This window comes from Methylophaga sp. (assembly GCF_030651745.1).
Genome location: NZ_JAUSCC010000006.1, coordinates 1 through 15615, shown reverse-complemented (window position 1 = coordinate 15615; position 15615 = coordinate 1). Strand labels below are relative to the sequence as shown.

The 15615-nt window shown below is 43.8% G+C and carries 16 protein-coding genes, 1 other RNA gene and 1 pseudogene; 8 read left to right on the top strand and 10 right to left on the bottom strand.

The window, feature by feature from the left end; all coding sequences use genetic code 11:
* Positions 1 to 118 precede the first annotated feature (118 nt).
* The 4 genes from Q7V21_RS00280 to Q7V21_RS00265 all read right to left on the bottom strand — a co-directional run bounded on the left by Q7V21_RS00280 (position 119) and on the right by Q7V21_RS00265 (position 3012).
* Complete coding sequence (locus Q7V21_RS00280; protein ID WP_370654032.1) at positions 119 to 412, bottom strand: glycine zipper 2TM domain-containing protein; 294 nt, start codon at positions 410 to 412, stop codon at positions 119 to 121.
* A 50-nt stretch (positions 413 to 462) separates the two neighbouring features.
* Entirely contained in the window at positions 463 to 1740 is a 1278-nt protein-coding gene (locus Q7V21_RS00275) for a Y-family DNA polymerase (RefSeq protein WP_304915380.1), read from the bottom strand.
* A 1-nt stretch (position 1741) separates the two neighbouring features.
* Entirely contained in the window at positions 1742 to 2365 is a 624-nt protein-coding gene (locus tag Q7V21_RS00270; protein WP_304915379.1) for a LexA family transcriptional regulator, read from the bottom strand.
* Between the two features lie 71 nt (positions 2366 to 2436).
* The gene (locus Q7V21_RS00265; protein WP_304915378.1) at positions 2437 to 3012 is read right to left on the bottom strand and encodes a YqaA family protein; all 576 of its coding nucleotides are present in this window, start codon (positions 3010 to 3012) and stop codon (positions 2437 to 2439) included.
* 409 nt (positions 3013 to 3421) lie between these two features.
* On the opposite strand from Q7V21_RS00265, the gene Q7V21_RS00260 reads away from it, so the two are divergent.
* Positions 3422 to 4576, top strand: a complete 1155-nt coding sequence (locus tag Q7V21_RS00260) for a hypothetical protein (protein ID WP_304915377.1) — start codon at positions 3422 to 3424, stop codon at positions 4574 to 4576.
* 61 nt (positions 4577 to 4637) lie between these two features.
* Here Q7V21_RS00260 and Q7V21_RS00255 read toward each other — a convergent pair whose 3' ends face one another.
* The gene (locus Q7V21_RS00255) at positions 4638 to 5165 is read right to left on the bottom strand and encodes a hypothetical protein (RefSeq protein WP_304915376.1); all 528 of its coding nucleotides are present in this window, start codon (positions 5163 to 5165) and stop codon (positions 4638 to 4640) included.
* A gap of 216 nt (positions 5166 to 5381) precedes the next feature.
* Entirely contained in the window at positions 5382 to 5573 is a 192-nt protein-coding gene (locus Q7V21_RS00250) for a hypothetical protein (protein WP_304915375.1), read from the bottom strand.
* Positions 5574 to 5958: 385 nt separating this feature from the next.
* Between Q7V21_RS00250 and Q7V21_RS00245 the strand changes: the two genes are divergently transcribed.
* Positions 5959 to 6276, top strand: coding sequence for an HPF/RaiA family ribosome-associated protein (locus Q7V21_RS00245; protein ID WP_304915374.1), 318 nt, complete (start codon positions 5959 to 5961; stop codon positions 6274 to 6276).
* Between the two features lie 119 nt (positions 6277 to 6395).
* On the top strand, positions 6396 to 6905 hold the full coding sequence (locus Q7V21_RS00240; RefSeq protein WP_304915373.1) for a hypothetical protein: 510 nt from the start codon (positions 6396 to 6398) through the stop codon (positions 6903 to 6905).
* Positions 6906 to 7018: 113 nt separating this feature from the next.
* On the opposite strand, the gene Q7V21_RS00235 is transcribed toward Q7V21_RS00240, so the two are convergent.
* A complete protein-coding gene (locus Q7V21_RS00235) occupies positions 7019 to 9937 on the bottom strand; it encodes a UvrD-helicase domain-containing protein (protein WP_304915372.1) in 2919 nt (972 codons plus the stop codon).
* A 415-nt stretch (positions 9938 to 10352) separates the two neighbouring features.
* Here Q7V21_RS00235 and Q7V21_RS00230 point away from each other — a divergent pair, with 415 nt between their 5' ends.
* Entirely contained in the window at positions 10353 to 10814 is a 462-nt protein-coding gene (locus Q7V21_RS00230) for a hypothetical protein (RefSeq protein ID WP_304915371.1), read from the top strand.
* A gap of 10 nt (positions 10815 to 10824) precedes the next feature.
* On the opposite strand, the gene Q7V21_RS00225 is transcribed toward Q7V21_RS00230, so the two are convergent.
* Positions 10825 to 11721: an AraC family transcriptional regulator gene (locus tag Q7V21_RS00225; RefSeq protein WP_304915370.1), complete on the bottom strand. Its 897-nt coding sequence runs from the start codon at positions 11719 to 11721 to the stop codon at positions 10825 to 10827.
* Positions 11722 to 11892: 171 nt separating this feature from the next.
* Here Q7V21_RS00225 and Q7V21_RS00220 point away from each other — a divergent pair, with 171 nt between their 5' ends.
* From Q7V21_RS00220 to msrA, 4 genes and pseudogenes are all read left to right on the top strand, one after another.
* Complete coding sequence (locus Q7V21_RS00220) at positions 11893 to 12636, top strand: SDR family oxidoreductase (RefSeq protein ID WP_304915369.1); 744 nt, start codon at positions 11893 to 11895, stop codon at positions 12634 to 12636.
* Between the two features lie 34 nt (positions 12637 to 12670).
* Positions 12671 to 13426, top strand: a pseudogene (locus Q7V21_RS00215) (SDR family NAD(P)-dependent oxidoreductase).
* A 150-nt stretch (positions 13427 to 13576) separates the two neighbouring features.
* The gene (gene msrB / locus Q7V21_RS00210) at positions 13577 to 14038 is read left to right on the top strand and encodes a peptide-methionine (R)-S-oxide reductase MsrB (RefSeq protein WP_304915368.1); all 462 of its coding nucleotides are present in this window, start codon (positions 13577 to 13579) and stop codon (positions 14036 to 14038) included.
* Complete coding sequence (gene msrA / locus Q7V21_RS00205; protein ID WP_304915367.1) at positions 14035 to 14541, top strand: peptide-methionine (S)-S-oxide reductase MsrA; 507 nt, start codon at positions 14035 to 14037, stop codon at positions 14539 to 14541. The genes msrB and msrA overlap by 4 nt, the downstream gene beginning before the upstream one ends.
* A 143-nt stretch (positions 14542 to 14684) precedes the next feature.
* On the opposite strand, the gene Q7V21_RS00200 is transcribed toward msrA, so the two are convergent.
* Both Q7V21_RS00200 and ssrA read right to left on the bottom strand, forming a co-directional pair.
* The gene (locus Q7V21_RS00200; RefSeq protein WP_304915366.1) at positions 14685 to 15167 is read right to left on the bottom strand and encodes a hypothetical protein; all 483 of its coding nucleotides are present in this window, start codon (positions 15165 to 15167) and stop codon (positions 14685 to 14687) included.
* Between the two features lie 194 nt (positions 15168 to 15361).
* Positions 15362 to 15615, bottom strand: a transfer-messenger RNA (tmRNA) gene (gene ssrA / locus Q7V21_RS00195); the annotation flags it as partial.

Below are 15615 nucleotides of genomic sequence, written 5' to 3'. Positions count from 1 at the left end.
CCGTACAACAATCTTAAGAGAAAAACATTCTATTCGCAGCCTTGATAAGCTGCCACAAATAAAAAAGCCCCGTCATTTCTGACAGGGCTTTTGGTTTCGGTCTTTTGGTTTCGGGTAATTAATCTTTACCGACCTGATTACCAATGACGCCACCTACAGCGGCACCACCAACAGTACCAACAGCACTACCACCGGTTAAGATGGCTCCACCAACAGCACCAATACCGGCGCCGGCAGCTGTGTTTTTATCGCGGCTCGACATATTGCCGCAGCCCGCTGTTACCAGCATGGCGGTTGCTAAAAGAGCGATAAGTGATGTTTGACGAATAATGTTCATAATAGTTATCTCTAGGTTCGGCCAAAACATATCTGGCGCGATACTCTCAGCATACTCGCCTTTGGTGATCTGCATGTGTTTAGTTTTTTTACAGTTTTGATAAAAAAGTTTTTAAAATCTTTTACTTAGCTGACTGAAAGCAAGTCCCGCCAGTTTGTTGTATAACCCGGACTTTTATGTTCCTGCTTCATCTTCCACGGGCGAGCGAATCCCTGATTGGCCAATCGCAACGTTTCCCTTCCCATGCTGTGATTAATCCCATCCATCAATGCCATTAATTGATCAGATTTTATGCTCTCATTTTCTGCAGCAAACATATCAGGTTGATAGCCGCTCTTGGATTGAATTGCCGTGAGTATCACACCCGCTTTGGCGTAGTAATAACCAGGGCGATATATTTGTTTCAAAGCAATCAATGCATTTTTTGCCAATACCCGTGTGTCATCCGACGGGTTCGGCAAAGCCACTGTGAAACTGTTGCTGTAAAAATCTTTCCCCGTGCGATAACGGCTGGTGTGAATATAGACCTGTACCATGCCCGCTAATGATTGTTGGTGCCTCAATTTCACAGCTGCCCGGCTGATATAAAAGCTGACCGCTTCGGTGAGGCTTTGTAGATCTGTCACGGGAATACCAAAGCTGCGGGAGTTGAGGATCTGTTTTTTAGCAAGGCCCGGCTCTTCCAGTTCAATACAGGCAATACCGTTAAGCTCTCGGATAGTTTTTTCCATCACTACGCTGTAGATACGGCGCAGCGTATCTGGATTGGCCTGCTTTAAATCCAGTGCAGTGTTAATGCGATGATTCTGTTTTAATTTGGCGGCCAGTTTACGTCCAATGCCCCATACGTCGCCTACATCCAACTGATCCAGCAAACGATTAAGCTGGGCTGGCGTTAGCTGATTAAAATCACATACGCCATCAAACTCAGCCCGTTTTTTTGCACAATGATTTGCCAACTTCGCTAGTGTTTTACTGGCACCGATGCCAACACTGACCGGCAATCCGGTACATTGCCCGACACGACTACGGATTTGCTGTCCGTGCTGTAATAAATCCAGATGTTGAAAACTACTCAGATCCAGAAAACATTCATCAATCGAATAGATCTCCTGATCGGGCGAAAACTGCTTGAGGATCCGCATCACCCGATTGCTCATATCTGCATATAAAGCATAATTGGAAGACAAAGCAGTGATGTGATTCTGTTTAGCAAAGTCCTGGAACTTGAACCAGGATGCGCCCATTGGAATATCCTCTTTGGCTTCATTGCTTCTTGAAATGACACAGCCATCATTATTGCTGAGCACCACCACCGGTTTACCGGCCAGTTTCGGATTAAACACCCGCTCGCAGGACACATAGAAATTATTCACGTCAATCAGTGCAATACTGCGTGACATGCTATTTAAACCGTCGAAACGAGCCGGTAACTACACCCCAGATTTCAAACTGCATACCCTCTTTAATTTCGATTGGCTGATATTCGCCAGAATTATTGGCAGGTAATAATCGAGGGGTTCCCTGCTTGGTTTTTGCCAGCAGTTTGATGGTAAATTCACCGTCGACTACTGCTAATACAATATCGCCGACACTGGCATTTTTAGAGCGATCCACTACTGCTTTATCACCCGGTAATAACCCGCTATCAATCATTGAATAGCCTTGGATGGTGACAAAAAAAGTCGCCTCTTCGTCATCAATCAAAAACTCATTGGGATCCAGTCGTTTTTCAACATGCTCATCGGCAGGTGATGGAAATCCTGCTGCTACTTTAGAACTGAACAATGGCCAGCTGCGTTTAGCTGGTGAAATGGTTGGGCGTTCAAATACAGTTGGCTGGTCGACCAGATGTGTAGATTGGTTATGGGTGGATTGATTACGTCGATAGGCCTTCAAAAAATCAGCAATTACTGGCTTTTGACTTTCAGGGATCCGCATCACGGCGGTCGGCTCTTTAATTACAGTACCTTTTTTGCGTCCTGCACCAGCGCGGCGACCGCCATGAGTATTTGAGCGAATTGTCATAAATCACTTGATTAATTGAAACAGTTAATCAAGTGTACGAATCGCCTCCCTAACAGGCAAGGAAAAATTCACTATCCAAATAACACCAAACTCCAGACAAGGCCAATCAATACGATGATAAAAATCGATGCACCGATTTTATGTTCTTCAAACAGGTTTTGCGCCTGATTGCCAAACAGACATACCAATAAACCGAGACCAAAATAACGCAGACCACGAGAGATGGTCGTCGCCAACATGTACAGCAAAAATGCATAACCAGTCGCCCCGGCCGCCAGCATGGCAATCTGAAATGGGATCGGTGTAATACCCACACTCAACACATACCAGAAACCATGCAGATGAATCTGCTGGCGAATGGATTCAAACTGCTCTGGCGTCGAAAACATGGCGATCAATTGTTGTCCGAGCAGATCAAACACAAAATAGCCGATGGCATATCCAAATGCCGCTCCAACCATACATCCCAATAACGCCATAGCACTGATGGCCCACAGCATTTCCCGACGAGCCTGCATTAATGGGATCAGGATTGTTTCCAGTGGGATCGGTACAATCAGCGACTCCATAAACGAAGCAAACGCCACGCCCCACAACATATGCTTTGAATTCACTAAACGCGAACCCAGCTGTCTGAATTTTTCCAAGTGAACTGATTTCCCTGTATTGAGAAGGATAATCCTCAGTCAAACTCATCCATCTGTAAATAACCTGGGTTTAGTCAGAAAGTCATAAAATCCATGATGGTTTTTATAACGCAAACAATGCCTGCTCTCATTAGAAATGGGCTATCGTGGACAATCCAGCACTGTCGGCTGACCATGTGATTGAAAACACCAGCCAACAATATTTACTTAAATAACAAAATATTACATACACATTCAATAATTCATCACAGAATTCAGCGAGTTAAAAAATAAAGCTTTTTTAAGTTGAACAGCATGCCTCCTGTTGTTAGGATGGAATCAACTTATTGGCATTCGCCAAATTTCTAAGTTGTCCCACCTCTGCGTTTTTTCAGACCCAAACCTAATCACTTACGCTTTAGGAGAAGTCATGACCGATAGACTCACCATAGAATCATTATCTGAATTAGCCGCATCTCATGATGCCCCGTGTTTATCTTTGTACCAGCCTACTCATCGTTCCATGCCGGATAACCAGCAGGACCCTATCCGTTTTCGTAATTTACTGAAAGTGCTGGATAAATCATTACAACAACAATACTCCTCGGCTGAAATCAAAAAATTACTTGAGCCGTTCGAAAAACTGGCACGCGATCCCTTATTCTGGAACTACACGCAAGATGGTTTGGCCGTGTTTGCTGCACCGGGTTTTTTCCGTGTTTATTTGTTGCAACAAACCATGCCTGAACAGGCAATTGCAGCAGACAGCTTTCATATCAAACCGTTACGCCGTTTTCTGCAAGCAGTTGATCGCTATCAGGTATTAGCCCTTAGTCGTGACAAATTCCGTCTGTTTGAGGGTAATCGCGATACGCTGGATGAAATCGAAATTGCTGACGATATTCCACAAACCATCGCTGAAGCATTGGGAGATGATTTAACCGATCCCCGTCATTCGGTTTCGTCTTATGGTGGTGTCGGAGGAGCGAAAGGCGCGATGCATCATGGTCATGGTGGCAGGAAAGACACTCTGGATCTGGATGATGAACGTTTTTTCCGCTTTGTGGATAGACAGGTACACGAGCATTTTTCAAAAAAATCACAACTGCCATTGATCCTGGCATCGGTAAAAGAGCATCACCATTTATTCCATAAAGTCAGTCATAACTCCTATCTGATGGAAGAAGGTCTGGCCGCCAATCCCGAAGGCTTTACGTTGGATGAGTTACGTCAACGGATCTGGGAAATTGTCGAACCACAGCATCTGGCACGCCAAGCCGCTTTAGCTGAAGCCTTTTCCGAAGCCAAAGCACATCAATTGGGTCATGATGATTTACAGCAAGTTGCTGCTGCCGCAGCTATTGGACGCGTAGATACCCTGATGATTGAAGAAGGTCATCATATTGAAGGGCGGCTGGATCCTGAAACAGGCCAAGTGGAAACGGCCAAACTCAGTCATCCTGAAGTCGATGATGTATTAGACGATCTGGGTGAATTAGTCGAAAAAATGGGTGGCGAAGTGTGGATCCTGTCACCAGAACAAATGCCGGGTAAAACTGGTGTTGCCGCTATTTATCGGCATTAAACATCTATTTCCATTTCAACAAACTCTGTTGCCTTACTTAGGCAGCAGAGTTTGATTTGATTCAACTAAGTGGATATTCGTGCTCAACATAAAACTGTTGATAGACGATCTCAATCCGTAACCTGTCACCGGCTTCGATAAACTGCAATGGCTGACTGACATCGGCAATCCATTGTTGTGCCTGTTCGGCTTTAATAAAACTGCAGATATCACCTACTGGCCAGTGAAAATACACTTCACGCTGTTTTTTTTCCGCTAACACCGCGGCATCAGTCGTGTCTGGAAGCGGTATATAAGAGCTGAAAACCTCCAAACCTACCTGCTGCTCTGCATCATTGGCGGCATATTCCAGTGAAACATCCCAGCCTCGCACCAAACCATTATCAGCATCCCCCCGTTCGATGCTGAAACCATACATCGCCAGAATATCCTCATCAATTTCAGGCAGTTTTTTCAGTGCATCCTGCACCGCTTTAATTGCTGATTTATCTTCATCTGATAAATTTTCCAGCGTAAGCAACCAATCGCCTAAGTTGATGGCGGCCTGAATAATGGGTGGATGAGTTTTGTCGAGCAGAATATGTGGCATATGTTTGGACTATCAATAATTAAAGCCGAAACATAATATCAAACTGGGTTGAATAACCCCATTTATGCTTCCCAAGCAGGAGGATGTGAACGAGTCAAAGATGTGCTTACGTTAAGTACGGCTCCACACAGGAAAATATGGAATTTTGGCTGTTTCGAGACAATAAAAAACTGTTACCGACAGGTGCGCTATCGGTAACAGTCATGGAATTTGTTTTTATTTATCTGATGTTTCTTTGCAGAAAATCGCGTCAGTTGGTTTCGTTTGATTTTGCTGACTATCCACAATGGTAGTCGTCAAATTATCTACTTTTTTGTGCTCAAGTTCTTTATTTTCAGCTACGGCGACACTGACGGAACTGGCAAGGCTTAATGCACTTATCGAGAGAAATGTCTTTAATCTGTTCATAGGATGACTCCTTTAAATTCGGGACGAAAGCTAAATCAATAGCTACGATTCCGTTATAGCCCCATGAAACTGAACACCTGCTGAACAAATTCAAAAATGCTTTATTCTTTACGTTCTTTTTCCTTAGCCGATTGTGGAAACAAAATTTGATTAAATTAATCCGCTTCCGCGCTCAACAAATGTTGCTTCCAAACTCATTCAGATTGGAAAATCACTGGGTAAACCTAATTTAAGATCTAGTCCATAACCGGCTTGCTTTAGGTTAAAGGACATCAAACAAGTTATCTTTATCATGATTTATGCGTTATCGTCATGTTAGATGAATGTTTGCTTAATAAAGCTGTCATTACTGTATAGCGATTTTATTTCACCCAATGGAGGTTACATGCAAATTCAAGTTAATACCGATCGTCACATCCCTGGCGATGACACCCTCACAGACTCTATTCGTGAAGAACTACAGAATTCGCTAAAACGGTTTGACGACCATATCACCCGTGTTGAAGTACATCTAAGCGATCAAAACAGTGAAAACCGTGGTGGTGCTGATGATATCCGTTGCCTGATTGAAGCTCGAATCGAAGGCCGCCAACCCAGTGTAGTCACCCATGATGCAGCTACCATCAAACAAGCATTTACCGGCGCGACAGATAAATTAACCCGCTTATTGACCTCAACTATTGAACGTATGCAAGCTAGATAAAAACTCGTCGACAATCAAAAATTAAAAAGGCCAAGCAAAGCGATTTGTTTGGCCTTTTTTGATCACATCAGGACATGTTTCAAGTAAAGTCTTCAATACTATTTGGATGAGGTCTGCACATGGAGTCAATCAGCGTCGCGTTTTCAGTTTTTCTCAGTGCCATCACGGGCGGAATGCAATTACATGTTTCCGATGTGTTAGGTGGAGATTTGCAGACACAAATTATTGAATATCAAGCTCATAAAATCGATTATCACTATCAATTCTGGAAAATTAAACCCGCCTCAGTTTGCGCGATGACAAAACATGAACTAGTCTCTGACTATTCCCAATGCACAATTGCCGCCAAGTCATTTTTTACTGAAACCTGCTCGCATCTCACCAACAACAAGCGCAATCACTGGAAACATACAAAACTGGAAAATATGTACTGCTCAGCCGCTGTCAGTTATGAACCGACCATTGCACAAATATCCATCCCAACTGCCAGAGAAGCAGAGCTGCTGGACGCTCAACAAGCCTGTTCCATGCTCACATTGCAAGCCAGACAAACCAGAAGCCCACAACACGCTACTCAACGAGATAAAGCGTGTGCGGAATATAAAGCACTTTCTGCCGCAGAAAAATAAAACGCACCATCGTTCCCACGCAGGAGCATGGGAACGAGCCTTGAGCCATATCTAAGGACTAGCTTCAAGTCAGTTCTGGTTCCCACGGTCCTCCGAGGGAAACCCGATTATCTTTACAGTGAGTTAGCTTTATCCTTATTTGCTGACAACACTTCCCGCGTAAACGAGCATTTCTCATCACCTCGCTTACTAAAGTTAGTACACCCCAGAAACGGCTGATGCGTTTTGGAATTGAACCGCTGTTTTAGCATGCCCGTTTCACAGGCAGGACAACGCTCTGCTTTAAAGCCACATTCAGGTGATGCACATAAATAGTGTGTTTCATTCATCACTAAGGGTGCATTACTGCATTCCGGACATGTTTTCACGATGGTCGGACAATAGTTTTTCCCCAGCGAACATGCATAGAACAAACCATACTGACCTTCAATCGGCACCAGTTGGCCTTCCAGACAGCTTGGGCAACGTACCTCTTCAAAATAGTGATTCTGTAAGGCAGCTAAAGACACACTGACATCCTTACTGAAGTCTTTGAGTTCTTTAATAAAGCTAGATTCCGAACCCAATTGCGTCTGAATAAAAACGGTATTTTTAGCCCGACTTAACGCCACATAAAACAAACGTCGCTCTTCGGCATGTTGGAAATCTTCCAGCGAAGGTAAAAGAACCTCCAGCATCGGATCAGTTTGCACCTCAGAGGGAAATCCATATTTACCTTTAACAACATCCAAAATGATCACAAAATCGGCTTGTTTTCCCTTGGCTGAATGCACCGACATGCCTGAAAAAACCAGATTCCGGTGCTGTGACTTATAGAGCTTTAAAGGCGGTAATGAATTTTTAAAGCGAGCTAAAAACATCACCGAAGCGGTTTGCCCATTCAGCTGATTCTGTATTTGTGCCAATGCCTGCTCAATCGCTGATTCTTTAGCTGCGGTGATGATATGGACTTCACGTTGATCGCTTTTTGTGTGCGTCTTGAGCCGTTTGGCAATCTGATGAGGATTCTTTTGCACAAAACTGGAAGCCACAGTTTCAATGCGATCATTAAAACGAAAAGTTTTATCCAGCGATAAAATTTCAGCCTCCCCGAAAAACTGCTCAAACTGCGTGGTAAGCCTGACATCACTGCCAGTAAAACGGTAAATCGCCTGCCAGTCATCACCGACGCCCATCAAACCACAGCCAGGGTTCGCCGATCGGATCGATTTAATAAAAGACGCCCGAATCGGCGATATGTCCTGAAACTCATCAACTAATAGATACTTCAACCGAAAAGATTGTTTGGTGTGTGCATGAAAATAGTCCTGCTGAGCATGAAACGTGGCCCGACTGATCATGTCAGCAAAATCGATAGTACCGTTAGCATGCAGAACCGCTTCGTAACGTTCATATACCCAGTTGAACAATTTTTGAAATAAGGCCCAACGAGTCTGATTATATGGGCTCATCTTTTTTATCTGTTTGGTATCAACACCCATTTCAGACGCTTTGAACAAACTTAAAAACTGTGCCATCAGTTTTGAAAACCCGGTATCCAATTTCAATTTGGCAAGCTGAGCGAAAAACTGGTCATAGGCAAGCGGTTGAATAACGTTTTCCAGTGCGATTTGGTTTTGCTGGCAATGTTTAACAATCATGGTATCCAACACCTTGGGGATGCCGCCCACCAGTTTCGATTGCCAACTATAGGTTTCCCATAAAGTTGTACCGTTTTTCTCGTGAGCATCACGTTTCCATTGCATTTCTTTTTGATACTTTTCAGCATCAATGCCTTCCCGCGTCTGACCATTTTTATCAACCCCGAAATGCTCTAAAAACACATTCAAATCGGTCAGATAAAAATCTGGTTGATAGGCTTTTCGACCCGCTTCACTGTCAGCAGAACGATAAGTTGGCTCATATTCAAACGCGATACCGTTGCTGTAAAGATAATTGGCGATTTCCAGCTCTTCAAAGCTTTTCACTAAAACACCAGATAACGATCTGATTTCATTATCTTTTACATATTTCAGATACTGACCATAGGTTTTAGACGCGATATTATCTGGCTGCGGATAAAAATAACTGCCAAAGAAACGTTTCAGATCATCGCGGATACCCTCTGTTTTTAACAATTCAGCAATCTGAATATCCACAAACTTCTGATATTCACGTTCATCCGTTGCCAGTACACTCACCGTCGTCGCCCCTTCACAGAAACTGACGATTTGTCTGCCAGCCTGATGAAAAGTACTGACTTTTAATCCTGTTAGAACTGCATACTCATCGGCTCTTTGTTGCAATTCATCACGGGCATCACTACCAAATGCCAGCATTAAAATCTCTTCAGGTTTGGCCAAACCATTGGCAACCAGATAGTTGGCTTTAGCGACCATCGTACTGGTTTTACCGGTTCCAGCGCCGGCAATTACCAGTACTGCATCTTCATCCGTGACACAGGCCAAACGTTGATTATCGGTTAGGGGATGGGCCTCAAGTTGATCAAAAAGCTGTTGATTCTGACCCAATTGCCATTGGCACCAACCATTATTGAAACGCTGCTGAAAATCATTGGTATGAAACAGAAATTCATATAACTGGCCATCCACCGCTGCACGATTCAATCCCAGTTCATCAAACGCCTGCAGATGTGAGAAATCCGGTTTATAGATCTGATACTTTTCTAAGAGAATGTTGATATGGGATGCACGAAAATAACGCTGATGGTTTTTGATATCGCGTCTAAATAAAGCTTCCGCCTCAGCCAGACGCTGATAGATAGGTAAATATTCCGCTTTCCAGAACTCCAGCCGTTGTTGCAATGCTGAGGTTAAAAAATCGTGTAAACCATGCTGTCTTAAAAAACTGAACTGTTTTTCACCCCATTCGAGAATAATCAACAAGCCCGTTTCACGAAGTGAACAGCTCTGATCAGGCTCAGGAAAATTAAAATGTCTTTGGTTTACCGTCAGACCAACATGCGAGAGCTCAAGACGAAATTTTCCGGTAAGCCATTGCCAGTGAGAGATTGGAAATAGATGAATATTCAAAGTTGATTTAGTTTTGCTGTGTATATTTTGCGTTGAAAATAATTGCAAAATCATTCACTAGCTTTGCAACATCAAGAATAGAATCAGTTTCCGAAAATTCGATCACTGGCGTCATCACAGTCTGAAAATCAGCTATCGGCATCCTTACGCTCTCTTTTATGCAGCTGGCAAGGATAACAAATACGAGTGATAAGCGTGACAATCGATGTGTTCATTAGTGGGTTGATTCAGCACATGGAATGAATCTCATGAGCTTGTTAATCGGTGGTCTTTGGATGAGATTGTTCTGTCCCCAGCCTGAGTTAAGTATTTTCGAATTACGTTAAAGAAACAGGTTATTATGTTTTTCACTAGGCCACCGGTATGCTTGCGACTAAACTTTTACTCTAATTCCAATTAAAACCTAGGCAGCATAATGAATAAGAAGTTACTTTTAGCTATCGGATTAATCCCGCTCGTTATCATTTTGGCAATTGTTTTAAATAATCGAAATGAGCCATCAACCTCAACTGACAGTGGTCAGCAGTTATCAGACGAGCAATCTATTGAAGAAGGCTTTATGGAAGCTGAGGTATTCATTAATGCACAGGCACCGATCAAAATTGATGATCAAACCCGATTGGAAAAAGCGTTGGCGGGCCCCGGCGATATGATCACCTATTTTTATACCTTGACCACGGTGACGATAGAAGAAGTGGATTCGGCTGCTGTGCTTGAGAATATCAAGCCAAAATTACTCTCGAATCTTTGCAATAATGCGGAAATGCAACCAGTTCTGCAGGCCGGTGCAAAAATTGTTTATGTATATTCAGACAAGAACAGTGAAGATGTTGGTCGTATTGAGGTAGTGGCTGCTGATTGTCAGGCGTTAAGCTGAGTTCACAGAGTCACGCAATTGACTGCTTTTGCAGCATGTCCATATCGCGTTTGGGTGGATGGCCAAACATTCGTCCGTATTCACGACTGAATTGTGATGCACTCTCATAACCAACCCGGTAAGCAGTACTGGCGGCATCTTGCATCTCGGCTAACATGATTTTTCGTGCTTCAAGCAATCTGTATCGCTTTTGATATTGCAACGGACTCATCGCCGTAACTGCTTTGAAATGGCTATGAAATGACGAAACACTCATGCCAACGTGGCTCGCCAGCTCCTCTATCTTGATCGGTTTGTTGTAATCCGCTTTTAAAACTTGAATCGCGGCTGAAATGCGTTGCATATGACTACCGGTTTGAGCCATCTGAGCAATTGCTTCGCCATATTGTCCTTTGAGCAGTCGGTAATAAATTTCGCGTTTAATCATGGGTGCCAGCAATGCAATATCCTGCGGTGCATCTAATAAACGGGCAAGACGTAATACACCATCCCCTAATGATTCATCCACATCCCCAACAAAAATACCGCGCTGGCTTGGCGCTTTATTATTAACCGGTAGACGTGCCTGCACGATCAATTCAGCAAGTTGATGCAAATCCAACTCAATCTGCAGACACAGATATGGCTTGTCTTTACTCCCCTCGATCACCTGACCAATTACCGGCAAATCTACAGAGGCCACCAGATATTCAGAAGGCTGGTATTGATAGATTTCATCTTCCAGAAGCACACGCTTTTTGCCCTGCACAATAACGCATAGGGATGGGGTGTAAACGCTCGGTAACCGATCATTAATTTCCGTCAGTCGGATGCAGTTAACACCGGGGATCGCTGTACTTTGAATACCTTCTTCCGTAGAGAATTTATCAATTAACTGGGCAAGTTCTGTGCGCTGATGATCATTCATTTTCTATATATCCCAGAGGGTTAGTTAACCTGATTATAAAAGCATAAGTCGCTTGAAATATAGTCAGTTGTAGAAATAGGCAATCATGTTGTAGCTCTGTGTATCCAACTATTTCTAATGCATCTCTACCATTTGCACAGTCACTTAAGACACAACAAATGGAGATAACGGATGAAGAATATAGAAAATAAAGTGGTATTAATCACCGGTGCCAGCAGTGGTATTGGCGAAGCCACCGCCAAAGTACTTGCTCAGAATGGCGCCATTGTTGTGCTTGGGGCACGTCGTACCGATCGGCTTGAAACCATTGTCAGTGAAATTCAACAAGCTGGTGGACAAGCGGCCTATCGTAAGCTGGATGTAGCAAATGCCAATGAGGTTAACGAGTTTGTGGCCTTTGCCAAAGACATCTTTGGTCGTGTTGATGTGATGTTTAATAACGCAGGCATTATGCCGTTGGCACCGATGCGTGCGTTAAAAACGGACGAATGGAACAACATCATCAATATCAATATTAAAGGTGTGTTGAATGGTATCGCAGCGGTATTACCCGTTATGGACGAGCAAGGCCATGGGCATATTATTAACACGGCTTCCACTGGTGCCCAGGCAGTTGCATCCTCTTGTGCTGTTTACTGTGCCAGTAAATATGCTGTTCGAGCGATCAGCGAAGGCTTGCGTCAGGAATCCAATAATCTGCGAGTCACTGTCCTCTCCCCTGGCGTCACCACTACCGAATTGGGCCATGATATTACGGATGAAACTGCAGCTGGTTTAGTTGCGCAGTTACGTACCATGTCACTGAACGCAGAAGCAGTGGCCAATGCCGTGCTTTATGTTGTTTCGCAACCCGATGAAGTCGATGTAAGCGAGTTGATTATCCGCAGTGTGACTAGTCATGGTCATGCTTTCTAACCCACTATCAATTTGATTTATCAGGAGTTTAATAATGACAAAAATTGTACTTATCACTGGTGCCAGCCGTGGGCTTGGCAAAAATATGGCTTTGCATCTGGCAGATCAAGGTCGTGACATTATTGTTACCTACTATGCCAATAAGCAAGAAGCAGACACGGTGTTAAAAGCCATCGAAGCGAAAGGAAGAAAAGCGGTTGCATTACAACTAGATGTCAGAAATTCAGAAAGTTTTTCTGGTTTTGGCAATAAGGTTAAAGAGGCATTGCAATCAACTTGGCATTAAACACAGTTTGATTATCTAATTAACAATGCAGGCACAGGTGTTTACAAAACCTTTGTAGAAACCACTGAAGCCGATTTTGATCAAATGAGCAAAGAACATATCAAAGGGCCGTTTTTCCTAACCCAAAAACTGTTGCCATTGATCAAAGACGGCGGCCGAATTTTGAATGTATCATCAGGCTTAACCCGATTGGCTTACCCCGGATTTGTGGCATATGCAATTATGAAAGCTGCGGTTGAATTACTTACGCTCTATCTGGCTAAAGAACTCGGTGAGCGCCGTATTGCGGTCAATACTATTGCACCAGGCGCTATTGAAACTGATTTTGGTGGCGGTATGGTCCGTGATAACAAAGAAGTTAATGATCAGATTGCCCAGCTTACCGCTCTGGGCCGAGTTGGTCAGCCAGATGATATCGGTGGTGCAGTGGCGGCAATCTTATCTGATGAAGCTGGCTGGATTAATGCACAACGTATTGAAGCATCAGGTGGTCAGGGTATTTAATTAGATAAGCAGACAGGCAGTTCAGATTACCGAACTGTCTGATTGACCAATTAATTTAAGTTTTGAATAGAAACAAGAACAAACACCGCTGTAATTTGCCTATAGTGTTTATAAAAACATCCAAGCTAATAAGCAAAGAGGCCAAATCCCATGAAAGATTACAAAAAAACGCCAACAGCCGTTGAACAACTCACCCCGGAACAACATTACGTCACCCAACAATGTGGCACCGAACCGCCATTTGATAATGCCTATTGGGATAATCACGAAGCTGGACTTTATGTGGATGTCGTTTCTGGGGAGCCTTTATTTGCATCGGTTGATAAATTTGATAGTGGCACCGGCTGGCCAAGTTTTACCCGTCCGGTACAAAGCGAAAATGTAAGTGAAAACTTCGATGACAACCTGGGCATGCGCCGTGTTGAAGTACGCTCTGTGCATGGTGACAGCCATCTTGGCCATGTATTCCCCGATGGTCCCGAAGAAGCCGGTGGTATGCGTTATTGCATCAACTCAGCTTCATTGCGATTTATTCCGGTAGATGATCTTGATATTGAAGGTTATGGCGAATTTAAAAAGCTGTTTTCTGAAGCATTTGGAGAAGCTAAATGAGCGAGACAAATACCGAACGCGCCGTACTGGCCGGTGGTTGCTTCTGGGGTATGCAGGATTTAATTCGTAAATTACCCGGTGTTATCTCCTCACGAGTTGGCTATACCGGCGGGGATATTCCGAATGCCACTTATCCAAATCATGGCACCCATGCTGAAGGCATTGAAATCATCTTCAATCCTCAGCAGATTACTTATCGGCAGTTACTGGAGTTTTTCTTCCAGATCCATGATCCAACCACACCCAATCAACAAGGCAATGATCGTGGCTTGAGTTATCGTTCAGCCATTTATTACACCAGCGATGAACAGGCAGAAATTGCGCGTCAGACTATTGAAGATATCAATCAATCAGGAATATGGCCCGGCAAAGTCGTTACTGAAGTTGAACCCGTAAGTGATTTCTGGGAAGCCGAACCCGAACACCAGGATTATCTGCAACATTATCCAACTGGCTACACCTGTCATTACATCCGGCCGGATTGGAAGTTGCCGAAAAGCTGATTTGCATTCCCACGCAGGAACGTGGGAACGAGATTCAACTCTTTTGATACTCAGCCAGTCCTTCTACTGTTCTGGCGCTACTGCTCATCCGTAATTCTGGTTCCCACGGTCCCCCGTGGGAACCTCAGTCAGTTATACCAGTATCACCATTCATGGCAAATCTCCAACAGACCATCCATTCCTGCATAATTTCTTGCACTGGAATAGCGCCAATGAATAGCTTCATCCACGTAGCCCCGTTTGACCGGGTTATGATGAATATAATCAATTTTTTGACGCATCATTGCCTCGCCCTGTATCAGTTCTGGATGAACACCTTCCTGCCAGAACTGATGGGCCCGATCGTTTTTGTGAGCTTTTTTATGGGAATCCAACTCTTTCAGAATGGTATGAATCCTATTAGCTTGAAGGTAGCTAATTAAACGACGCGCAGTAAAAGATTTAAATCGTGCGATATCTTTATCTAGTTGCTTGCTTTGGGCAATAAGATGCAGGTGATTTTCAAGAATTACGTAGGCATATATATTCATCCCCTCATTCATCATGAATCGAAAAGAGTCGAATAAAATATTGACGGTGTCTGGGCGGGTGAAAACGGGTATCCAATTTAATACCGTTAAGGTCATAAAGTGTGGTTGGATTGGATCGGTAAATATATAGCGGCTTCGGCCCATGCCTCATAATCCTTTACGTAGCATTGCTGAAGCTAAAGCATAGCACACCGGCATTCCCACGCGGGAGCGTGGGAACGAGGAATAACGTTTAATTTTGAGTAATTTTCACGCACAAAAAAACCACCCAAAGGTGGTTTATTTTGTTTTGGTGGAGGCGGCGGGAATCGAACCCGCGTCCGCAAATCCTCTGCCTTCAGCTCTACATGCTTATTTCATCTATTAATTTAACTACTAGCTACCCGATGAACAGGGAAAACTAGAAGCGATCTTGTTAAGTTTTAGTCTATCAGTACCAAGCATACGTCAAGACGGTCTTGTGAGAGTCGACGCCCGATACCAGACGCACAAGCACGGCTCTGGTCGAACGGCATTCACTGGTTATTAAGCAGCTAGTGCGTAG